The organism is Embleya sp. NPDC020886 (assembly GCF_044333915.1).
In the GTDB taxonomy this organism is placed as follows: Bacteria; Actinomycetota; Actinomycetes; order Streptomycetales; family Streptomycetaceae; genus Embleya.
The window spans coordinates 170,365-191,204 of the sequence record NZ_JBIRRX010000002.1; the positions used below are offsets into that span (position 1 = coordinate 170,365).

Annotated in this window: 17 protein-coding genes; 5 read left to right on the forward strand and 12 right to left on the reverse strand. The window is 71.1% G+C overall.

Annotation, left to right across the window (positions count from 1 at the left end; translation table 11 throughout):
* Nucleotides 1–8 precede the first annotated feature (8 nt).
* The 6 genes from ACH4U8_RS07645 to ACH4U8_RS07670 all read right to left on the reverse strand — a co-directional run bounded on the left by ACH4U8_RS07645 (nucleotide 9) and on the right by ACH4U8_RS07670 (nucleotide 6,672).
* On the reverse strand, nucleotides 9–1,091 hold the full coding sequence (locus tag ACH4U8_RS07645) for a translation initiation factor IF-2 (RefSeq protein ID WP_360311596.1): 1,083 nt from the start codon (nucleotides 1,089–1,091) through the stop codon (nucleotides 9–11).
* Nucleotides 1,088–2,386, reverse strand: coding sequence for an ATP-binding protein (locus ACH4U8_RS07650; RefSeq protein ID WP_395776106.1), 1,299 nt, complete (start codon nucleotides 2,384–2,386; stop codon nucleotides 1,088–1,090). Before ACH4U8_RS07650 ends, ACH4U8_RS07645 begins: the two co-directional genes overlap by 4 nt.
* 952 nt (nucleotides 2,387–3,338) lie before the next feature.
* Nucleotides 3,339–4,103 carry an SAM-dependent methyltransferase gene (locus tag ACH4U8_RS07655; RefSeq protein WP_395776107.1) on the reverse strand — a complete coding sequence of 255 codons (765 nt, stop codon included), beginning with the start codon at nucleotides 4,101–4,103 and terminating at the stop codon, nucleotides 3,339–3,341.
* 417 nt (nucleotides 4,104–4,520) lie between these two features.
* A complete protein-coding gene (locus ACH4U8_RS07660) occupies nucleotides 4,521–4,769 on the reverse strand; it encodes a hypothetical protein (RefSeq protein ID WP_360311590.1) in 249 nt (82 codons plus the stop codon).
* 292 nt (nucleotides 4,770–5,061) lie between these two features.
* Nucleotides 5,062–6,006 (reverse strand): endonuclease/exonuclease/phosphatase family protein, encoded by a 945-nt coding sequence (locus tag ACH4U8_RS07665; RefSeq protein ID WP_379992457.1) that lies wholly within the window; start codon nucleotides 6,004–6,006, stop codon nucleotides 5,062–5,064.
* 387 nt (nucleotides 6,007–6,393) lie between these two features.
* Entirely contained in the window at nucleotides 6,394–6,672 is a 279-nt protein-coding gene (locus ACH4U8_RS07670) for a hypothetical protein (protein WP_360311588.1), read from the reverse strand.
* Nucleotides 6,673–6,995: 323 nt separating this feature from the next.
* Between ACH4U8_RS07670 and ACH4U8_RS07675 the strand changes: the two genes are divergently transcribed.
* Nucleotides 6,996–8,387, forward strand: a complete 1,392-nt coding sequence (locus ACH4U8_RS07675) for an alpha-L-fucosidase (RefSeq protein WP_395776108.1) — start codon at nucleotides 6,996–6,998, stop codon at nucleotides 8,385–8,387.
* A gap of 115 nt (nucleotides 8,388–8,502) precedes the next feature.
* Nucleotides 8,503–9,174 (forward strand): FCD domain-containing protein, encoded by a 672-nt coding sequence (locus ACH4U8_RS07680; RefSeq protein WP_360311584.1) that lies wholly within the window; start codon nucleotides 8,503–8,505, stop codon nucleotides 9,172–9,174.
* 74 nt (nucleotides 9,175–9,248) lie between these two features.
* Here the strand turns inward: ACH4U8_RS07680 and ACH4U8_RS07685 are convergent, their stop codons facing one another.
* Nucleotides 9,249–10,088: a fumarylacetoacetate hydrolase family protein gene (locus ACH4U8_RS07685; protein WP_360311582.1), complete on the reverse strand. Its 840-nt coding sequence runs from the start codon at nucleotides 10,086–10,088 to the stop codon at nucleotides 9,249–9,251.
* A gap of 294 nt (nucleotides 10,089–10,382) precedes the next feature.
* Here ACH4U8_RS07685 and ACH4U8_RS07690 point away from each other — a divergent pair, with 294 nt between their 5' ends.
* The 3 genes from ACH4U8_RS07690 to ACH4U8_RS07700 all read left to right on the forward strand — a co-directional run bounded on the left by ACH4U8_RS07690 (nucleotide 10,383) and on the right by ACH4U8_RS07700 (nucleotide 13,590).
* Nucleotides 10,383–11,759: an L-fuconate dehydratase gene (locus tag ACH4U8_RS07690; protein WP_395776981.1), complete on the forward strand. Its 1,377-nt coding sequence runs from the start codon at nucleotides 10,383–10,385 to the stop codon at nucleotides 11,757–11,759.
* Nucleotides 11,756–12,544, forward strand: a complete 789-nt coding sequence (locus ACH4U8_RS07695; RefSeq protein WP_380020984.1) for an SDR family NAD(P)-dependent oxidoreductase — start codon at nucleotides 11,756–11,758, stop codon at nucleotides 12,542–12,544. Before ACH4U8_RS07690 ends, ACH4U8_RS07695 begins: the two co-directional genes overlap by 4 nt.
* A gap of 101 nt (nucleotides 12,545–12,645) precedes the next feature.
* Nucleotides 12,646–13,590 (forward strand): aldo/keto reductase, encoded by a 945-nt coding sequence (locus ACH4U8_RS07700; RefSeq protein ID WP_395776109.1) that lies wholly within the window; start codon nucleotides 12,646–12,648, stop codon nucleotides 13,588–13,590.
* Nucleotides 13,591–13,706: 116 nt separating this feature from the next.
* On the opposite strand, the gene ACH4U8_RS07705 is transcribed toward ACH4U8_RS07700, so the two are convergent.
* The 5 genes from ACH4U8_RS07705 to ACH4U8_RS07725 form a co-directional block, all read right to left on the reverse strand.
* Entirely contained in the window at nucleotides 13,707–15,992 is a 2,286-nt protein-coding gene (locus ACH4U8_RS07705) for an alpha-L-fucosidase (RefSeq protein ID WP_395776110.1), read from the reverse strand.
* A gap of 139 nt (nucleotides 15,993–16,131) precedes the next feature.
* Complete coding sequence (locus ACH4U8_RS07710) at nucleotides 16,132–17,274, reverse strand: sn-glycerol-3-phosphate ABC transporter ATP-binding protein UgpC (RefSeq protein ID WP_360311572.1); 1,143 nt, start codon at nucleotides 17,272–17,274, stop codon at nucleotides 16,132–16,134.
* 49 nt (nucleotides 17,275–17,323) lie between these two features.
* On the reverse strand, nucleotides 17,324–18,160 hold the full coding sequence (locus ACH4U8_RS07715; protein WP_360311570.1) for a carbohydrate ABC transporter permease: 837 nt from the start codon (nucleotides 18,158–18,160) through the stop codon (nucleotides 17,324–17,326).
* A 3-nt stretch (nucleotides 18,161–18,163) separates the two neighbouring features.
* Entirely contained in the window at nucleotides 18,164–19,171 is a 1,008-nt protein-coding gene (locus ACH4U8_RS07720; protein ID WP_360311568.1) for a sugar ABC transporter permease, read from the reverse strand.
* A 101-nt stretch (nucleotides 19,172–19,272) separates the two neighbouring features.
* Complete coding sequence (locus ACH4U8_RS07725; RefSeq protein WP_395776111.1) at nucleotides 19,273–20,586, reverse strand: ABC transporter substrate-binding protein; 1,314 nt, start codon at nucleotides 20,584–20,586, stop codon at nucleotides 19,273–19,275.
* Between the last annotated feature and the right edge of the window lie 254 nt (nucleotides 20,587–20,840).

The window sequence follows — 20,840 nt, forward strand, 5'->3', positions numbered from 1 at the left end:
GGCGACGCTCAGCGGGTGGCGGCGCGTTCCAGGCGGATGGTGAGCAGGATCGGGACCAGGGTTGCCCAGAAGAGGACTTGGGGCACGAGTCGGCCGGTCCACGGGATCGTCACGATCAGTACCGCGATCAGGGTGCACCACGCGGTCTGGCCCAGGACCAGACGCGCCCAGCCGACCCGCCGGATCAGCGACCACATGCTCAGCCTGACCCCGGTGCGCAACCGCCGGTAGCGGCGCCACGCACCCAGGCCCCACGCGATGCCCATCAGGGTCAACGCCCAGAGCCGGATGCCGAGCGGAGCGGGCAGTGCGGTGGGGTCGTCCCCGGTCGGGAAGACCCGGCCGGCCAGAGCCGCGATCACCAGGCACGACAAGGCGATCCAGCGGGTGCCGCGCAACATCCGGAAGACGGCCGCGTCCACGTCCGCGCGCAGCCGTTCGGAGGTGGGATCGGCGGCGAGCGCGGTCGCGGCGGCATCGGCGGCGGCCGGCAGTTTGGCCCCGGCGCCGAGCAGGGACGGTTGGGCGGCGGCATACGCGGCCTGGTCGGCGAGTTCGTTCAGGGCCCAGGCGTTGTGCGGGTCGATCCGCAGAACCTCGCGAACCGCCTGCGCGCGTACGTCGTTTCGACCGACCAGCAGGGACGCCTTCCACAGCGCCCGATGCGCCCCGACCGCCTCCGGCCCCAGCCGCACCGCGGTACCGGCCGCCTCGAACGCCTCGGGCCAGCGCGGCTGCCACGAGTTCAGCGCCTCGGACAGCGCCGCGTACGCCTGCCACAGGTCGGGCGCGATGGCGATCGCGGCCCGCGCCGCGGCCTCCGCCTCCTCGCCGCGGCACAACTTGCGCAGACCGTACACGCGCACCAGGAGCGCCTCGTAGTCGTCCGGCGCGACCGCCAACGCGGCGTCGCTCGCGGCCACGACCTCCTCGTCGTGCCCGAGATTGAGGTGTACGTAGGCGAGTCGGACCCAGGCCCGGGCGTCGGCGGGGTCCTCGGCGACACGGCGGGCGAGGAGTTCGCCCGCCTCCTCGTGCCGATCCAACTGCATCAGCGCGTGCGCCCGCGCGGACAACGGATGTTCGCTCACAACTTTCCGGTCTTCCTCAGGTAGGTGAGCAGGTCGTCGTATGTGCCGCCCTCGTTGGCGAACATCGCGACGTTGCGCGCGGTCGCGAACCACGCCTCGGTGGAGGGGCGGATCGCCTTCGCCGCCGCCAGCAGATCACGAGTGTCGATCATCCGGACCGAACCGGTGCGCACGGAGTCCAACAGCGCGGCCTCGGCGGCGCTTTCGCACACGTGCGCCAGATCCGCGCCGGAGAACCCGTCGGTGATCCGGACCAGTTTGCCCAGGTCGATCGAGGCGATGGGCCGCTCGCGCAGGTGGTAGCGCAGGATCGCCTCGCGGGCCGGACGGTCCGGCGGCAACACGAGCAGGGTGCGGTCCAGTCGGCCCGGGCGGCGCAGCGCCAGATCCACGTCCCAGGGCACGTTGGTCGCGGCGAGCACGAACACGCCCTCGTTGTCGTCGCCGACCCCGTCCAACTCGGTGAGCAGTTGATTGACGGTGGTACGCATCCCGCCGTGCGCGGTACGGCTGCGCTTGGCGCCGAGTGCGTCCAATTCGTCGAGGAAGACCACGCACGGCGCCCGGCGGCGGGCGGTGGCGAACACCTCGTGCATGTTGCGCTCGGAGTTGCCCAGCCACATGTCCAGCACGTCGTTGACGGACACCGAGACGAAGTCGGCGCCGAGTTCGCCGGCCACGGCGCGGGCGATGAAGGTCTTCCCGCAGCCGGGCGGCCCGTACAGCAGCAGCCCCCCGCGCAGGCTCTTCCCGTACAGCCTGCGCAACTCGGGATTGAGCATCGGGGCCAGGAACGCGGCCTCCAGCCGATCCTTGACCTCCTGCATCCCGCCGACGTCGGCAAGGCGCAGCGACCCCGGCGTCTGCACGTCCCACGCGCCCGCCGCGCCCGGATCGCCGCCGTCGGCCGCCACGGGCGCTTCGGGCCCGTCGCGGCCCTCGTCCGATCGTGCGACGAACCGGGGTGGCAGCACCCCCTCCACCTCGTGCTCGGCCGCGGCCCAGTCGAACCCGCCCGCCCGGGGGCCCGGTTCGGCGACCGGCGGCGACGCGGGGGCGGCCATCGCCCGAGCCATCAGTGCCCGCGCCTGCGGATCGCCCGGCGCCCGCCCGAGGACGGCGGCCACTTCCGCGACGGCGGCGTCCGGGTTGCCGGCCTCGATCAACAACTGCGCGAGGTGCAGGCGCAGCGGCAGTTCGTGCGGCGCCGCCTCGACGGCCGTGCGCAGACTGCGGATCAGCGGAGAGTCCGCCGCCGCCGATGGTTCCGGGGAGTGGGGACGCTCTTCGGGCATGGGCGCAAGATTACGATCACCCGGCGCCCTCCCCGCCGGCGGGTACCGGCGGGGAGCCCGGGGGGACCGGCCCGGGGCCATGCCGCCTTCCGCGCGGTGATGCGGGCATGGCACTCGGCGATCTCGTCGCTCGTCGCGAGCCACCCCCGGGTGGTCGGCGACGTACGCCGGCGCCCGGTCCGGGTACTTGTGCCGGAACGCCCGACCGCTGACGAACGGGTGCTGCGTCGCCTCGCGGTACACCGGGACGGCCGCACGTTGGAGGCGACCGAGCCGGTCGGCACCGGGCGGGGGCGCGGCCGGACGAGGTCCCCCGTCCGCTGACGCGTGCCCGGTGCGCGATCGGCCCGGGTGCGGCCGGGCCGGCGACGCGGGTTCACCCGCGCGGCCCCATGGTCGGGGCCGGGTTCTTCGGCTCCCGGGTGGGCGTGGCGGCGCGCCGGGCCGGTTCCCGGGCATGCGCGAAGTGTTGCCGGCGGTTTTCCTGGTGAAGGCGACGGATCATTTCGGATGGAGCGAACATGCGCAGGACGACAACGGCCGCGAACACGCCGAGTGCCGGCGGGCCGGCCCCGGGCCGCAGACGGCCGGTGCGGCACGGTGCCGAGCCGGACCACGGACTCGACGACATCGGCGAAGGCCGACGGCGGCGTGAGATGTTCTGCCCACGATGCATGGGCGTGACCGAACGCTGCACCCACGCGATCGGCGAACTCTCGGGCGTGGCACCGGACTTGCCGTTCGCGGGTCGACGCTCCGCCCGGCGTGGCGGGCCGCCGCGGGGATGACCGGACCGGGCGATCACGGCCCGATGAGGATTCGCGTCGACGCCGTCGGCCTTCCCGGGCCGAGTTGTCCGCCGGGGAAGGCCGAGCCCGAATACCGCAACGTGCACGTCGCCGTGCGGCGGCGCGGCCGACCCGGTCACCCGGACGGCGGATAACGCGGAGGATCAGCGTTTGACCGCGACGAAACCCCACTGATCGACCGGCTCGGTGGTGAGCGGCTCGTCGGGGCGCCACAGGCTGATCGAACCGAAGCCCGGTTCGAGCAGTTCCAGGCCGTCGGCGAAGGAGCGCAGCACCTCGGCGGGACGCGAGACGTACGGGAGGGCGCCGCCCTCGGCGTACTCGTCCGACGCGGCGCGGGTCAGCGGCGTTTCGATGGTGTCGCACAGGACCAGGTGGCTGCCCGCGGGGAACGCGTCCAGATAGCCGCGCAACAGGGCGGCGGCCCGGGCGTCGTCGGTGACGTGGCCCAGGGTGGAGAGCAGCATCAGCGCGACCGGTCGATCCAGGTCGAGCGTCCGGGCGGCCTCGCGCAACACGGTCTCGGTGTCGGTGAGGTCGGCCGGCACGTACGCGGTGGCCCCCTCGGGTCGACCGCCCAACAGCGCGCGGGCGTGGGCGAGCACGATCGGGTCGTTGTCCACGTAGACGATGCGTGCCTGCGGAGCGACCTGCTGGGCCACCTCGTGGGTGGCGTCCGCGGTGGGCAACCCCGTGCCCAGGTCCAGGAATTGCCGGATTCCGGCGGTCCCCGCCAGATGGCGCACGGCGCGCGCCTGGAAGCGCCGGGAGGCGCGGGCGATGTCGACGATCTGCGGGAACGATTCCTGTAACTGCCCACCCAGGGCCCGGTCGATCGGGTAGTTGTCCTTGCCGCCGAGCCAGAAGTTCCACATCCGCGCCGAGTGCGGCGTGGTCGTGTCGATCACGAACTCCGGTTCGCCGGACCCCTTCGACCCGCCCGGGCCGGTTGATTCGCTCGGCTCGATCGGCGCAGGCGTGGGCCGGTTCGCGTCCATGTCACTCTCATCCCGTCGCGTCACACGATTCTCACAGAAACATGTGCTGTGCATCCTCGCACCACCCGCCACACGCGACACGATCGGGCACCGCGAGCCGGCTCGGACGGTCGGGAGCGGCGCGAACTCGCCGCGGTGGAGCATGAGCGCGGCAGCGGCGGGGATCTCCGGTTCCCCGTCGGCACGTCGGCGGAACGCGAGATCGAGCGCGATCGGCCCGGAGGGTGGTCGCGAGCCGGGCGCGTCGACGGGACGGCGGTGTCCGCAAGGCTGATTGCCACAACCGTCGGGGAGTGGCCACACAGCCGTCCCGGCGATGGTTCGGCGCTACGGCTCGGACGGGTCGGGCGGGTCGGGTGGCGCCGCGTCGTCGGGGTGCGGGTAGTGACAGGTCGCGGAACAGCGGCAGCGGGGTTCTTCGGGGAAGGCGAGCATCGACGGGGGAGTCCCGTGGTGGACCCGGGAGCCCCGGATCAGCCGGGTGCCGTGCGGGTCGACCCGGTACACGGTCACGGTCAGTCGGGAATCCCGGGTCGCCGGCGGGGCATCGACATCGGGACGGATGGTGTCGGACATGAATCCTCCTTCTCCGACCGGAAAGGCCGTTCCAGAGGTATCACGGGCGCGGGCGGCGAGTCGGCCGGCCGACCGCCGATCACTCGAACGGCGGTGTCGCCCGGGCGCCGCCCACCTCGGGTTTCGCCGGACCCGCAGGGGGTGAACCGCTGCGCGGGGGCTCGGCGATGGAGGCCGCTCAGGGCCGGCACCTGCGGGTTCGCGGTCGGCGGCGGCGTCCCGGCCGACCCGGATCGGTCGCGCTGTGCCAATCGGGTCGAGTTCGGCGACGTCGGGCGCGGCCGTGCCGATTTCAGTAGGTGAGGTGGGCGACCACGGGTGCGTGGTCGGAGCCGGGCTTGTCCCGGCGTTCGCCGGGGTGGTCGGTGACGGAGGGCAGCGGTCGGCCGGTTCCGGTGCCGACGCTGTCGACGCGCGCCAGGAGCGCGTGGCTGACCAGGAGGTGGTCGATGAGCTCGCCCTGGCCCTCGAAGACGCGGGAGAAGCGCTGGTCTTCGGGGATCAGCGGGGCCAGGTTCCACAGTCGGGATGCGTCGCCTTGGTCCGGGTGGTCGAAGCCGCCGGTGCCGATCTGCGATCCGGGCGGGCCGAGGAGGATCTGGGTGGTGGCGGCCTGCGGTTGGTCGTTGAGGTCACCCATCAGGACGACGTCGTGCGTGCGGCCGTCGTCGGCGAGCAGTCGATCGGCGAGGGCGCGCATCGTGACGGCCTCGGCGCCGCGACGCCACAACGCGTAGGCGGCGTAACGGGCGCGCTCTCCCTCGTTGCGCGGCGCATGCCGTTCGCCGGGATAGGTGAGCAGCTTGGACTTCAGGTGGCAGACGGCGGCGGTGAGGGTGTGGCCGGGTACCGGTTCGAGGGTGACGGCGAGGCCGCCGCGCCCCATGACGCTGATCGGCACGCCGGTGTCCTGGCTCTGGAGGGGTTCGAACTGGGCCGGGAACGCGGTGACGTCGGCGATGGTGGTGAGCGGCTTGCGCGCGAGGAAGCCGACCCGGATGCCGCGCACGTCCGGGTGGGCGGACAGCGCGGTGTGCCACTGGCCGTCGAGCAACGCCACCAGGTCGGCGAGGGCGTCGGGATTGCCGACCTCCTGGACGCCGAGCAGATCGGGTTCCAGTTCGGTGATCGTCGCGGCCAACGCGGCCAACTTCACCCGGTAGGCGGGATCGTCCTTGGGTCCGCCCGGCTCGCCGGGGCGAAAGAGGTTCTCCAGATTCCACGTGCCGATGGTCACCCTCACGAGCTGCTCCTGACGATGTCTGGGAGTGGACCCGTCCAGTGTTTCGGCCCATACCGCATGTGCGTAAGCGCGCGGCGGCATTCGGCCTAAGCCCCGGGGACGTCCGCACCCGTCGGCGCGGTCGGGGACGGGTGGGCGGTGGCCTCGGATGCGAGCCGGGGCAACAGGCCCACCGCCCGGCCGCGTTGCGGGCATCCGCCCGGTCCGGACAACCCCGCCGCGACCCACTGCGTGCGCGCTCCCGAGCGCAGCCGGCGGATCGCGCGCCGCCGGGCGCACGCGGGGTGGGGTGTGTCGTTCCCGCCGACAAGTTGTCGGCGGGAACGACACCGAGGGCGGCGCCACGGCCGGGGGCCATGGCCGGCCGCCCGGTCCGGCCGGCTACTTCACCCACAGTTCGTAGTTCTCGAACTGGCCGCCGCCCGTGCACTGGTAGGCGGACCAGCGGTGGGCGTTGATGCCCTGGTTGCCGGTGTCGTTGCAGGCACTGGCCCAGTAGTAGTCGGTGATGTAGGTGTAGCCCGGGCTGGCCGGCGGGTGGCACGGATGCGTGCAGGCGACCGTCGCCGGAGCCGCCTGGGCGGGCGCCGCGCCCAGCACGGTGCCGGCCAGGACGGCGCTGCCGGTGGCAAGACCGAGGACGAAGTTGCGGAGGCGCATGATGGAGTCCCTTCGGTGTGCGAAAAGCGGACATCCCGTACACGTTCGGTGACGACCTTCGGTATGACACGGATTGTGTGACCCGGGTCACACTCCGTGCCTTCCGGCGCCGGTGCTCCGCCCCCGACCGCGCCCCCGGTCCCGCCCTCGGGTGTCGGTGAGACGGGACTGCGGCGGCGATCCATGCCGAGAGAGCCGATCTATCTTCCGGCGGTATGGTCGCTATCAGCGCATTTCCCGAAGGACACCCTTGTCACGGGCGCCATAACCAGGAATATTGATCCTACCTTTCCCGGCTGCTCCGTCCCTGCCCAAGGATTCGCATGTCTGCATCGACCCCCGGTCACGACGATCCCGTTCGCCCGCTCCCCGGTTGGTTCGACGATGCCAAGCTCGGCGTGATGATCACGTGGGGGTTGTACTCGGTGCCGGCGTGGGCGCCGCTGGACGATCGGCTGGTCCGGTTGCTCGCCGAGCACGGCGAGGGGGCGGACCGGGATCGCTCCTACCACGCCGAGGCGGACGCGGACGGGTTCGATCCGATCGTGACCACGAGCTACAGCGAGTGGTACCAGAACTCGGTGTCCGTGCCGGGCAGTCCCACCTGGCACCACCACCGGGAGACCTACGGCGACCGGACCTACGCCGACTTCCGCGACGACTTCGCCGCGGCCGTCGAGCAGTGGTCGCCCGAGCCGTGGGCGCAGTTGTGTGCGGCGGCCGGCGCCCGATACGTCGTCCCGCTCGCCAAGCACCACGACGGTTTCCTGATGTGGCCCAGCCACACCCCCAACCCGCACCGACCCGACTGGGCCCTGGAGCGGGACGTGCTCGGCGAGTTCCGGGACGCCGCCGAGGCCCGCGGGATGCGCTTCGGGATCTACTACTCCGGCGGCATCGACTGGACCTTCGCCAACCTGCCGATCCTGCGCGCCGACGACGTGGCCCGCGCCGTACCGGACTCGCCGGAGTACGCCGGCTACGCCGACGCGCACTGGCGCGAACTGATCGAGCGCTACCGGCCGGCCGTGTTGTGGAACGACATCGGCTATCCGTCGGCCGCCGAGCCGGAGAAACTCTTCGCGCACTACCGCGAGGCCGTTCCGGACGGCGTGGTCAACGAGCGCTTCTACGCGGGCACCCCCGACTTCCTGACGCCCGAGTACGCGACCCGCGCCACGTCGGGCGGCAGCAAGTGGGAGACCGTGCGCGGCGTCGGACTGTCCTTCGGCTACAACCGCCAGGAGGACGCGTCGTGGACCACCTCGGGGCCGGACCTGGTCGAACTGTTGATGGACGTGGTGAGCAAGGGCGGAAACCTGCTCCTGGGCATCGGTCCGGACGCGACCGGTCGAATCTCGCCGGAACAGGACGCGGCGCTGCGCGAGTTGGGGGCCTGGCTCGCGGTCAACGGTGACGCGGTGTACGGGAGCCGCTCCTGGCGGGTGGCGGAAGATCGGACGGCTGAGGGTCTGCGGGTGCGCTACACCGAGCGGGACGGCGACCTGTACGCGACCTTCCTGGACCGCCCGAGTGCCGGTGTCTCGGCGCCCCCGCGGCTTGCCGGCGCCGCGCACGCCGAGTGTGTGTGGCTCGGTGGGGACGGCACCGTGGGCACCGTGACGGGCCTGGCAGGCTTGCCGGTGCCGCCCGTTCGGCCCGGCGTGCCGGAGCCGACGGTGCTCCGGATCAGCCCGGCGCCCGACCCGCGGTGACTGCGGTCGGAACGGACGAGCGGACCGGCCGGCGGGCGGCGACCCGACCGGCCTGTCTTCTTGTTGGCCGGCCCGTCATACTGGAAGTCATCGGACCTCTGGAAGGATCATCGGCATGGCTGTGACGGACGAGGCCATCGACAGGATCAAGGAGATGATCGTCTCCGGGGAGCTTCGGCCCGGCGACAAGCTTCCCAAAGAGGCGGATCTGGCCACCAAGCTGGGACTTTCGCGCAATTCGCTGCGCGAGGCGGTCAAGGCGTTGTCGCTGATCCAGATCCTGGACGTCCGGCAGGGCGACGGCACCTACGTGACGAGTCTGGAGCCGGGTCTGCTGATGGGCGCGATCGCCTTCGTCGTGGACTTCCACCACGACAAGAGCGTGCTCGACTTCCTCCAGGTGCGACGCATCCTGGAGCCGGCCGCCACCGCGCTGGCCGCGGCCCGGATCGACGCGGCCGGGATCGCCGAGCTGCGCGGCCTCGCGCAGGTCGACGAGCCGCAACCGACGCCCGAGCAGCTCATCGAGCAGGATCTGCGCTTCCATCAGGCGATCGCGGGCTTCAGCGGCAATCTCGTGCTGTGTTCGCTGCTGGACTCGCTCTCCAGTCCCACGATGCGCGCCCGGGTCTGGCGCGGTCTGACCCAGAGCGACTCGTGGGAGCGCACGGTGCGCGAGCACCAGGCGATCGTGGACGCGCTGGAGAGCGGCGACGCGGAGGCCGCGCGGTCGTGGTCGACGGCGCACATCGCGGGTGTCGAGCAGTGGCTGCGCAAGGTGGCCTGACCCGCCGTCGGTCGAGCCGGCCCTCCCGTGCGTCGGACCTCGACCCGGGTGCGCCGGCCGGACCGCCGGACGGGTCAGGCGTCGGCGAAGGTCTGTCGCTGGACGCCGAGCCCGGTGATGGCCAGCTCCACGGTGTCGCCGGCGCGCAGGTACGGCTTGGGATCGGGCTGCCCGAGGGCGACGCCGGCGGGGGTGCCGGTGTTGATCACGTCGCCCGGATACAGCGTCATGAACTGCGACAGGTACGAGACCAGGAACGCCACCGGGAAGATCATCTCGGCCGTGTTGCCGTCCTGGCGGAGCGTGCCGTTGACGCTGAGGGTCAGCGCGAGCGCCTGCGGGTCGGGCACCTCGTCGGCGGTGACCAGCCACGGGCCGAGCGGGTTGAAGGTCGCGCAGTTCTTGCCCTTGTCCCACTGGCCGCCTCGGTGCAACTGGAAGTCGCGCTCGGAGACGTCGTGGCTGATCGTGTACCCGGCCACGTGATCCAACGGGTTCTGATCGGCGGTCAGATATGCGGCGGTGCGGCCGATCACGATCGCGAGTTCGACCTCCCAGTCGGTGGCCAGCGACGCGCGCGGCACCAGGACCGTGTCGTCGGGGCCGACCACGGTGTCCGGGGCCTTCATGAACACGATCGGCTCGGCGGGTATCGCGGCGTCGGTCTCGCGCGCGTGGTCGTGGTAGTTCAGCCCCACGCACACGATCTTCCCGGGTCGGGCCAGCGGCGGGCCGTAGCGCAGCCCGGTCGCGTCCAGGAGTGGCAGGGTCGCCGGGTCGGGCAGCACGGACAGGTCCGCGAGCAGCGCGGCGTCGATGTCCTCGACCACGCCGGACAGGTCGCGCGGGATCCCGTCGGCATCCAGGACGGCCGGGCGTTCCCGACCGGGCTCGCCTATACGGACCAGCTTCACAACGGTCTCCTCGGGTGATCGGGTCTTGCGTACATCGAATCAGTCATCCGATGTATAGGCCATAGTGGAGGGCCGAAACAAGTCGATTGTGCTGACTTCGAGCGCTGACTGGGATATTGGTCCGACGAATGCTGGACGTATGCGGGGCGGTCACGGTATACATCGGATGTCTGGGGTGCCAGGGCCCCGCCCATCCCGGACATCCCGCCACCGGGAACCCACCCCGTTCGCGGCGGCCGGGCCGCACGGCCGACAACCGAGGAGCCACACGTGACCCCGCAGCATCCGAACGGCGTGAGCCGGCCCGCCCGACCCGAACGGCCCACGACCCCGGCCGCCGTCGTCACCGAACTGGTGACCACGGACATCCGTTTCCCGACCTCCCGGGAACTCGACGGCTCCGACGCGATGAACCCGGACCCGGACTACTCGGCCGCCTACGTCGTGCTGCGCACCGACGACGCCGACGGGCACGAGGGACACGGCTTCGCGTTCACCATCGGGCGCGGCAACGATGTGCAGGTCGCCGCGATCGACGCGCTGCGCGCCCACGTGGTCGGCCGGCCGCTGGACGAACTGCTGGACGACCTGGGCGCGTTCTCCCGATCCCTGGTCGGCGACAGCCAGTTCCGCTGGCTGGGCCCGGAGAAGGGCATCATGCACATGGCCATCGCCGCGGTGGTCAACGCCGCGTGGGATCTGCGGGCCAAACGCGCCGGCAAGCCGCTGTGGCGACTGCTCGCCGAGCTGACGCCGGAGGAGATCGTCGACCTGGTCGACTTCCGCTACCTCGGCGACGCGCTCACCCGCGAGGACGCGCTGGCGATTCTGCGCCGCGCCGAGTCGGGGCGGGCCGAGCGGGCCGAGACGCTGTGCGACGGCGGGTATCCCGCGTACACGACCTCGCCCGGGTGGCTGGGCTACGACGACGAAAAGCTCGCCCGGTTGTGCCGCGAGGCGGTCGCCGAGGGCTTCACCCAGATCAAGCTCAAGGTCGGCGCCGACCGGGCCGACGACGTCCGGCGCTGTCGGATCGCCCGGGAGAGCGTCGGCCCCGACATCCGGATCGCGGTGGACGCCAACCAGCGCTGGGACGTGCCCGAGGCGATCGGATGGATGCGCTCGCTGGCCCCGTTCGACCCGCACTGGATCGAGGAACCCACCAGCCCGGACGAGGTGTTGGGGCACGCGGCGATCCGCCGGGGGATCAGCCCGATCAAGGTCGCCACCGGCGAGCACGTGCAGAACCGGATCGTCTTCAAGCAGTTGCTCCAGGCCGAGGCGATCGACTTCGTCCAGATCGACGCGTGCCGGGTCGGCGGCGTCAACGAGAACATCGCGATCCTGCTGCTGGCCGCCAAGTTCGGTGTCCCGGTGTGCCCGCACGCCGGCGGTGTGGGCCTGTGCGAACTGGTCCAGCACCTGTCCATGTTCGACTACGTCGCGGTCAGCGGCCGGATCGAGGACCGGGTGATCGAGTACGTCGACCACCTGCACGAGCACTTCCTCGACCCGGTCGTGATCACCGACGGGAACTACCGGGCGCCGTCCGCGCCCGGCTTCTCGTCCACCATGCATCCCGCCTCGATCGCCCGATTCCGCTACCCGGACGGCGAGTTCTGGGTGGCCGATCGCGCCGCACAGGCGCCCGTCGTGGAGGTCTCCGCATGAGCATCCCGTCCGCAACCCGCACGCCGGCCGCGGGAGACTTCGCCGGCCTTCGTGCCCTGGTCACCGGCGGTGCGTCCGGCATCGGGCTGGCCACCGCCCGGATGTTGACCGCCCGGGGCGCGACCGTGGCCGTGCTCGACCGCGACCCGGCCGCCCTGGCCGGCGACCCCGAACTGATCTCGTTCACCGCGGACGTCACCGACGACGCCTCGGTCGGCGCGGCCGTGCGCGACGCGGTCGCGCGGCTCGGCGGCCTGGACATCCTGGTCAACAACGCCGGGATAGGCGCGGCCGGCACGGTGGCCGACAACGCGGACGCCGAGTGGCATCGGGTGTTGGACGTCAACGTGGTCGGCCTGGTCCGCGTCACCCGCGCCGCGCTGCCGCACCTGCGCGCGTCGGCGCACGCGGCGATCGTCAACACCTGCTCGATAGCCGCGACCGCGGGCCTGCCGCAACGCGCGCTCTACTCCGCCTCCAAGGGCGCGGTGCTCGCGCTGACCCTGGCGATGGCGGCCGACCACGTCCGCGAGGGCATCCGGGTGAACTGCGTCAACCCCGGTACCGCCGACACCCCGTGGGTCGGCCGGCTGTTGGATGCCGCCGACGACCCCGCGCGCGAGCGGGCGGCCCTGGACGCCCGCCAGCCGATGGGACGGCTCGTCGCCGCCGACGAGGTCGCCTTCGCGATCTGCTCGCTGGCGAGCCCGCTGGCCGCCTCCACCACCGGCGCCTCGCTCGCCGTCGACGGCGGCATGCAGGGTCTGCGGCTGCGGCCGGAATAACCCGATCGGGACCGGAATCCTGGAGTCGAGGGCGGTGCACGCATCGTGCGCGCCCTCGACTCCTCGGTCGTTCTTCAGCACAGGCAAAGGGAGCATCGTTCGTGGACACCAACCGCATCGGCACAACGCACGTGGTCGCCGGCTCGATCGGGCTCGGGGCGGCGGCGTTCGGCAACCTGTACACCGCGACGAGCGACGCCCTGGCGCACGCGACCGTCGAGGCGGCGTGGGCCGCCGGGATCCGCTGCTTCGACGTCGCGCCGCACTACGGGGTGGGCCTGGCCGAGACCCGGCTCGGGGCCGCGCTGCGCGGGCGTCCGCGCGACGCCTACACGATCTCGACCAAGGTCGGCCGGCTGCTCGTCGACGACCCGGGCGCGCCCACCGCCGCGGACGGGTTCGTCGACACGCCGCGCCGGCGACGCGTGCGCGACTACTCCACGGACGGTGTGCGGCGCAGCCTCGAAGCCAGCCTGGAACGCCTGGGGTTGGACCGGATCGACATCGCGCTTGTGCACGACCCCGACGAACACTGGGAACAGGCCGCGCACGAGGCGGTACCCGCGCTGGTGGCACTGCGCGAGCAGGGCGTCGTGGGTGCGATCGGGGTCGGGATGAACCAGTCCGCGATGCTCGATCGTTTCGTCGCCGAAACCGATGTGGACTGCGTGCTGCTCGCCGGCCGATACACCCTGCTCGATCGCGGCGGCGCGGCGTTGCTCGACCACTGCGCCGAGCGCGGCGTCTCGGTGCTGGCGGGCGGCGTGTACAACAGCGGGTTGCTCGCCGACCCACGCCCGGGCGCGCACTTCGACTACGCACCGGCCGATGCCGACCTGCTCGCGCGGGCCCTGCGGCTGAAGGAGATCTGCGCCGGATACGACGTCCCGCTCCGGGCCGCCGCGATCGGCTTCGCCGCCGCCCACCCCGCGGTCGCCACCGTCCTGGTCGGCGCCCGCACCCCGGCCGAGGCAACCGACGCGGCCGAGATGGGCGAGTGGCACGTCCCGGCGGCCCTGTGGGCCGAACTCGCCGCCGCCGGCTGAGAACCGACTCGCCCCGCACTGGGGCAGGGCGAGCCGACGGGCCCGTTTCCCCACCGGGGAAACGGGCCCTTTTCGGTGTGCCGTACGGCTGTTGTGTCGTCGTCTCGCGTGTGGGGCTACTTGGTGACGTAGGCCGCGTCGAACTGGAGGTAGCTGCCGCCGGTCTTGGTGAGGGTCACGGTGTGCGGGCCCGAGGTGGGGAATCGGGCCGAATAGACCTTCTGGCGGGCCGCGTAGGAGCCGCCGTTGTCGGTGGTGGTGGTGCCGACCGCGACGCCGTCCAGGGTGACGTCGGCGGTTGCGTAGCCGTCGCCCATCGGGGCCAGTACGTCGACGGCGCTGCCGGTGAAGGTGATCGTGACCGAGTCGCCGTTCGTCGAGCTCCAGGTGACGTCGTCGCCGTGGTCGCCGGCGCCGCGATTGCCGGAGTGGGTCCAGGCGCCCTGGTAGGCGACGGCCGAATCGGTGTCGTTGAGCGCCGCCGGGCCCTCGACCATCCGGGCGCCGTCGATGGTGAGCCGCACGCCGGACACCTTGACCAGCTTGATCGTGTGCGTGCCCGGTGCGAGGTGGCGCGCCGCGTACAACACGGACTGCGGCTTGGGCCACCACGAGAAGCCGTCCAGCCGCTGGACGAGCGCGCCGTCGAGGTAGACGTCGTACTTGCCGCCCAGCAGGTTGCGCGGGCCCAGCACGTCGGCGGCCGTGCCGGTGAACGTGTAGGTGACCGAACTGCCGTTCGCGGTCGACGCCTGCACGTCGTCGCCGAGATCACCGCTCCACGTGTTGCTCGTGTGTTGCCACGCGCCGTCCCACGCGAAGCCGGCGTCGTCCTGGTTCACCGGCTCGGGGTCGATGCGTTCGGCGTTGCCGCGCAGGGCCTGGCGCACCTCGTTGAGGATCGACAACGACTGCTCGGAGACCTTGCCGTCCTCGTACATCATCAGGTTGAAGCTGAGCGGGACCTTGCGCGAGGCGGCGTCGAGCGCCCAGTCCACGGCCTGCTTGGCGGAGAAGTTCGGGCCACCGATCTTCTGGCCGCGCAGGTGGATGCCCCAGTCGTCCTCCATCCGGAACATCGCGTGCTGGAGCAGGCCCTTTTGCGGTCCGGACCGGAAGATGCCGTTGCCGCCGACCGGTGCGCTGCCGTCGACCGCTTCGCCGTGCACCTCTTCGGCGAAGTAGGTGTCCTGGAAGTCGGTGTAACGCGGCAGGATCCACGAGTTCCAGGAGACCATGCGCCGGGGGTTGCCGGTGCGCGCGATCTTCTCCAACTCCTCGAAGGGGGCCGGGTAGTAGATCAGGCCGTCGTCGAAGAAGAAGCCGTCGAGCCTGGTGCCGTAGCGGTTGCCGATGTCCGCGACGACCTGCTTCCAATTGGTCAGCAGCGTGCTGCGGTCGCCGGTGCCGGTGGTGTAGAAGGTGTCCGGGAACTTCTGCGTGGGCCACCAGGCGGCGTCCTCGGTGCCCAGGTGGTAGTAGAGCGTGAAGCCCAGGCCCTCGGCGTGCAGTGCGTCGGCGATCTCGCCGATCAGGTCGCGCCGGGCGGTCAGGTCGCCGTTGCCGACGATCTTGTCGATCGCCGCGTTGGGGCCGTCGACGTGGTAACCCCACCAGCTGTACGACCAGATCACGTAGGCCGCGCCGGTGCCCTTGACCATCTTGACGAAGGCCGGCACGTCGAAGTCGGCGGCCTGGCGGTCGAGCGACTTGGCCGGCCCGCCGTTCTCCGGGAAGCCCCACGAGCCGTACTGGAACATCAGGCCGTAGCCCGCCGACGCGAAGTCGGAGGTGTTCGCCCGCGCGGCGGCGATCCGCGCCTCGCGCGCCGGGCGGTCCTTCTCCCGGACCAGTTCGAGCGACTTGACCTGCGCGTCGCCGGCGAGCGTCCCGGTGCGGTCGAGCACGATCGTGGACGTGCCGGACGGCAGGGTGAGCTTGCCCGCGTCCACGCGCGCCCAGCCGCCGCCCGGCTGCACGAAGCCGGTCGCCGCGGCCGAACCCCGCACGCCGACCCGGAACGTCTGCCCCGGGGCCGCGTTGAGCATCCCGGTGATCCGGTACACGTCACCCTTGGGCACGGTGACCGTCCACGCGAGGTAGTCATCGGAGGTCTTGAAGTTCTCGACCCAGAAGTTCTTCCTGGTGTCGGGGGCGAACACGGACATCGAGGGTGTGCGCTCGGCGGCCGTGCCCATCAGGGTCGTGACGTTGTCCTTGACCGCCTTCTGGTCGACCGGCAGCGGGACCTGTCCCGCCTGCGGAACGGCGCCCGGTGCGGCGGCCGGCGCCGATTCGGCCGGTCGTGGGGCGCTCGCCGCCTGGGCGGTGGGCGCGACGACCACCAGCGGCGCGCACATGGCCGCGGTGGTCGCCAGGATGGTGCACCATCGTCTCAACATCGGTCAAGACTCCTTGCTTGTCGCCGGGAGGGTGCTGATGGATCGGCGCCGCCGCGGCCAGGCGGCGGCGCCGTACACGACTGCCCGGCGGTACGGGTGTACGGCCGGGCAGTCGCGGGTTCGGGGTGGGGCGGCGCGGTCAGCGCAGGGCAACCCCGGACGCGGCGTCGAACAGGTGGATCCGTGCGGGGTCCAGGGCCAGTTCGACCTTCGCGTCGGCCGACACGGTGCTCTCCGCCGGGAAGCGGCAGGCGATCGGCGGACCGGCCGAGGCCGCGTCGCCGCGCGCCGAACCGAGCGTCACATAGACGTTCTTCTCGGCGCCCAGGGCCTCGACGTACTCGACGATCGCCGGGATCCGCACGTGGGTCGCGGTGTCGCCGAGGATCGACGCGTCGAGCAGGTGCTCGGGCCGCACGCCCACGGTGACCGGTCCATCGGCGTGGCCCCGGACGCTCTCGGGCAGCGGCACGCCCACGCCGCCGAGGGCCACCTCGGCGCCGGTCCCGGCACCGGCCTTCGCGCCGGTCCGTGTACCGCGCAGGTGCGCGTCGACCAGGTTCATCGGCGGCGTGCCCATGAACGACGCGACGAAGGTGTTCGCGGGGGCGCGGTAGATCTCGTCGGGCGTGCCGATCTGCTGGAGTCGGCCCTCCCTGAGCACCGCGACCCGGTGGCCCATGGTCATCGCCTCGACCTGATCGTGCGTCACGTAGACCATCGTGGTGCCGACCCGGCGCTGTAGGCGGGCGATCTCGCCGCGCATCTGCACGCGCAGTTTGGCGTCCAGGTTCGACAGCGGCTCGTCCATCAGGAACAGTGCGGCGTCGCGGATGATCGCCCGGCCCATCGCGACCCGCTGGCGCTGGCCGCCGGAGAGTTGGCCGGGCTTGCGGTCGAGGTAGTCGGTCAGTTCCAGCATCGCCGCGACCTCGCGCACCCGCCGGTCGATCTCGTCCTTGGGCCGCTTGGCCAGGCGCAGCGGGTAGGCGATGTTGCGGGCCACCGTGTAGTGCGGGTAGAGCGCGTAGTTCTGGAACACCATCGCGATGTCGCGGTCGCCCGGGTGCACGTCGTTGACGACCCGCTCGCCGATCCGCAACTCGCCGCCGGTGATCGATTCCAGGCCCGCGATCATCCGCAGCAGGGTGGACTTGCCGCAGCCCGAGGGGCCGACCAGGACCAGGAACTCGCCGTCGGCGATGTCCAGATCCATGCCGTGCACCGCGACGTGCCCGTTCGGGTAGGTCTTGGACACCTGGTCCAACATCACCTGGGCCATGAGTGCTCCAACGTGCAGAAGGGGTGGTGGGCGGTCGAGGCGGGCGCGGTCATTCCTTGACCCCGCCGCTGGTCAGGCCCGCGGTGATGAAGCGCAGACCGAAGACGACGAGCAGCAGCGCGGGCACGGCGAGCAGCACCAGCGAGGCGTTGTACTTGCCGATGTCCGACGGGCTGGTGGCCAGGTACTGCTGGAAGGACTGCACCGCCTTCGCGGCGGTCGTGTACTTCTCGTCGGTGAACAGCAGGCTCGGGAACAGGAAGTCCTGGAGCGACCACATCACGCACAGGATGGAGAGGTTGACCAGCGCGGGCCGGCACAGCGGCAGATACACCGTACGGAACACCTGCCAGTGCCCGGCCCGGTCCATCCGGGCCGCCTCGATCAGCGAATCGGGGATGTTGTCGCCGAAGTTGCGCAGCAGCAGCACCGCGAACGGCAGGGTCAGCGCGGCCTCGGGCAGCGCCACGCCGAGGTAGTTGTCGAACAGACCCGCCTCGCGGATCGTGTAGTACAGCGGCACCAGGATCGCGGTGCCCGGGACGGCCAGGCACAACACGATGCCGTAGTACAGCGCCTCCTTGCCGCGGAAGTGCAGTTTGGAGAAGGCGTATCCGGCGAGCGCGCCGACGCCGACCACGATGGCGGCGTGCAACGCGGCGATGATGAAGGAGTTCAGGTAGGTGTCGTAGATCGTGACGTCGCCGACCGGATCGGTGAACAGCGCGGTGTAGTTGCCCGTGCCGCCGCCCTCGAGCGACCGCTTGATCGCCGCGTAGATCGGGAAGAGCCAGATCGCGCCCATCAGCAGCAGCATGCCCTGGAGGATCCGGCGGTCGCGCTTGCGACCGGTGAGTACGCGCATGGCGTCGCTGGTCTCGGCCACGGTCTACTCCTCGGACTTCTTGCTGAAACGGAGCTGGATCGCGGACAGCAGGAGCGCGAGCAGCAGGACGACCACGGCGGCGGCCGACGCGTAGCCGACTCGGGGACCGGGCGAGGTCGCGTAGTTGTACACGTACGTGCCGGAGATCTCGGTGCCGCCGGCCGGTCCGCCCTTGGTCGAGAAGAAGACGATCTCGAAGGCGCGGAAGGACATCAGCAGGATCGAGATCACCACCGTCTTGTGGGTGGTGCGCATCAGCGGGAACAACATCGTGCGCAACAACTGCGGGAACGACGCGCCGTCCAGGACGGCCGCCTCCAGGAGCGAGGTGTTCAGCGCGCTCAGGTCGGCGGTGTAGTACATGATCGGCAGGCCGACCAGGTAGACGAAGATGCCGATGACCACGGCGTAGGCCAGGCCGGGTTCGGTCAGCCAGTGGCCGGCCAGGAAGTCCAGGTGGGCGCTGCGCAACGTCTCGTTGAGGGTGCCGTAGCGGCTTTCCATCATGCCGCCGAACACCGAGGCGATCAGCGCCACGGGCATCAGCGAGGGCACCAGGAAGACCGCGTAGAAGACCTTGCGCCCGCGGATGCCGGTGCTCAGCACGACGGCCAGGAAGAAGCCGAGGGTCAGGGCGCCGGCGACGGCGGCGGCGGCGAACACGACGTTGTTCAGCAGCGCCCGGATGAAGCGGTCGTCGGTGAACAGCAGCCGGTAGTTCTCCAGGCCGACCGACTCCGGGTCCATGAAGGACAGATCGGTGCGCTGGAGGCTGGTGCGGGCCAGGAACACGAAGCCGAAGACGTAGAACACCAGATAGAAGGCGAGGAGCGGGAGCAGGAACAGCAGCGCCGTGCGCATCATGCCCCGCTGCTGCGGGCCGTCGATCCTCTTGGCTTTGCGTGCGCGACCGGCTTTGCCTGCGCGGCGCAGGCCGGGCAGGCGGCGGGGGGCCGCCGGCCCGGCCCCGGCTGACGCGGTGCCGGCCGGGCCCGGGGCGGTGGTGGTCATGATGGGCGTCCTTGCCGATCGGGGGCGGTGCGGGCAGCTTGCCTGCCGAAGGTGGGGTCGAGGCCACCCGCGGGCATGCGGGCGGCCGTGCCGGTCGGCGCCTACTTGCTGTAGCGACCGCTGGTGAACTCCTCCTGGAGCTTCTTCGCCTCGGAGGAGGGGTCGGAGCCCTGGATGACCTTTTTGACGGTGTCGCCGGCGACCACGGTGAAGTCGCTCATGTTGTTGCGCTCGCCGACGGAGGAGTCCACGAGTTGTTGCAGCGCGGTGTACCCGGCCTTCGCGGTCTCGGTGGACAGGATGTCCGGAGCGAGGGCGAAGTCCTTCTTGCTCGGGAACAGCCCCAGGTCCGCGCCCCACACGGAGACGCCGTCGCCGACGGTCAGGAACTTGAGCAACTCGGCCGCCTCCTTGGGGTGCTTGGAGTTCTTCGGGACGGCCAGGCCGGTCTCGATGAAGCCGCGCAGGGAGGGGGTCGCGGTCGGGTTCACCACGGGCAGGGCGGCGGCGCCGACGTCCTTGATGTCGATCTTGTTGGCGCTGCGGTAGCCCGGGGAGAGCATGCCCGCATCCCAGGTACCGCCCAGGTAGAAGGCCGACTTGCCGGACGCGAACAGCTCGGTGGCGCGCGTGCCGGTCAGGTCCAGGGTGTCCTTGCTGAGCGTGCCGTCCTTGTACAGGCCCGCGTAGTCGCGCAGGGCACCGACGTACGCCTCGTTGTCCCAGCGACCCTTGCCGTAGCGGATGTCGTTGAACAGCGTGGGTGTGGTCTGCCCGGCCACGGTGAGCGCGACCTCGTCCTGGAACCACGAGTCGCCGGCCATCACGACCGGGATGCTGTCCGGCGCGGTCGCCTTGACCTTGGTGACCGCGTCCTTGAGCTCGGCCATCGTCTTGGGCACGGTGGTCACGCCGGCCCGGTCGAGCAGGTCCTTGTTGTAGAACATGGCGGCCGAGCCGAGTCGGCCCATCGGGATGAAGTAGAGCTTGCCGTCCTTGACCAGCTTGCGGCTCTGGTCGAGGGCCTTGGGCGCGAGTCGATTCAGCACGTCGTCGCCGATGCCCAGGTCGGCGATCGGGGTCAGCTTGGCGTGCAACTGCTCGGCCATCGCCGAGGTCTGCACGCCGACCAGGTCGAGCTTCTGACCGCTGTTCAGGGCCAGCGGAAGCTTCTTCTGGTAGTCGGAGTTGGTGCTGAGCTGGAGGTCGACCTTGATGTTCGGGTTCGCGGTCTCGAACGCGGCGATCGTCTTGCGGAGCGTCGCGTCGGTCGGGAACCACGTCGAGTACTTGAGGGTGACCTTGCCGTCGGTCGAGGAGGACGCACCGTCGTTGCCGCAAGCCGAGGCCACCAACGCGAACGCCGCGACACCCGCCACCGTGCCGGCGAGCCGTCGTATCCCTGAGCTCTTCATGGTTCTCCGTAAGTTGTCGGTCGACTCGCGGCTCGGATCGACCCCGTGATCGAGCCGCGCGGGGGCACCTTTCGGGGCGGCCGTGGAGGGATGTGAGGGTTTGGGTCACCCTCCAGGCGATCCCGTGCCGAGCTGGAGCTTATACATCCGATCTCTGGCCGCACAAGGGTTACGGAGTGCTGCGGCCGACTCGATACCTCGGGTCCCGTTTCGCGAGCAATCTCGGCTCCGATGCGGCTCCTTGGTGCGGTATT

What these genes read in the sequence shown, in the direction of transcription:
- ACH4U8_RS07650 (WP_395776106.1), bottom strand. Translation starts at nt 2,386, where the DNA reads ATGCCCGAAGAGCGTCCCCACTCCCCGGAACCATCGGCGGCGGCGGAC.
- ACH4U8_RS07660 (WP_360311590.1), bottom strand. Translation starts at nt 4,769, where the DNA reads ATGTCCGACACCATCCGTCCCGATGTCGATGCCCCGCCGGCGACCCGG.
- ACH4U8_RS07670 (WP_360311588.1), bottom strand. Translation starts at nt 6,672, where the DNA reads ATGCGCCTCCGCAACTTCGTCCTCGGTCTTGCCACCGGCAGCGCCGTC.
- ACH4U8_RS07675 (WP_395776108.1), top strand. Translation starts at nt 6,996, where the DNA reads ATGTCTGCATCGACCCCCGGTCACGACGATCCCGTTCGCCCGCTCCCC.
- ACH4U8_RS07680 (WP_360311584.1), top strand. Translation starts at nt 8,503, where the DNA reads ATGGCTGTGACGGACGAGGCCATCGACAGGATCAAGGAGATGATCGTC.
- ACH4U8_RS07695 (WP_380020984.1), top strand. Translation starts at nt 11,756, where the DNA reads ATGAGCATCCCGTCCGCAACCCGCACGCCGGCCGCGGGAGACTTCGCC.
- ACH4U8_RS07705 (WP_395776110.1), bottom strand. Translation starts at nt 15,992, where the DNA reads ATGTTGAGACGATGGTGCACCATCCTGGCGACCACCGCGGCCATGTGC.
- ACH4U8_RS07710 (WP_360311572.1), bottom strand. Translation starts at nt 17,274, where the DNA reads ATGGCCCAGGTGATGTTGGACCAGGTGTCCAAGACCTACCCGAACGGG.
- ACH4U8_RS07720 (WP_360311568.1), bottom strand. Translation starts at nt 19,171, where the DNA reads ATGACCACCACCGCCCCGGGCCCGGCCGGCACCGCGTCAGCCGGGGCC.
- ACH4U8_RS07725 (WP_395776111.1), bottom strand. Translation starts at nt 20,586, where the DNA reads ATGAAGAGCTCAGGGATACGACGGCTCGCCGGCACGGTGGCGGGTGTC.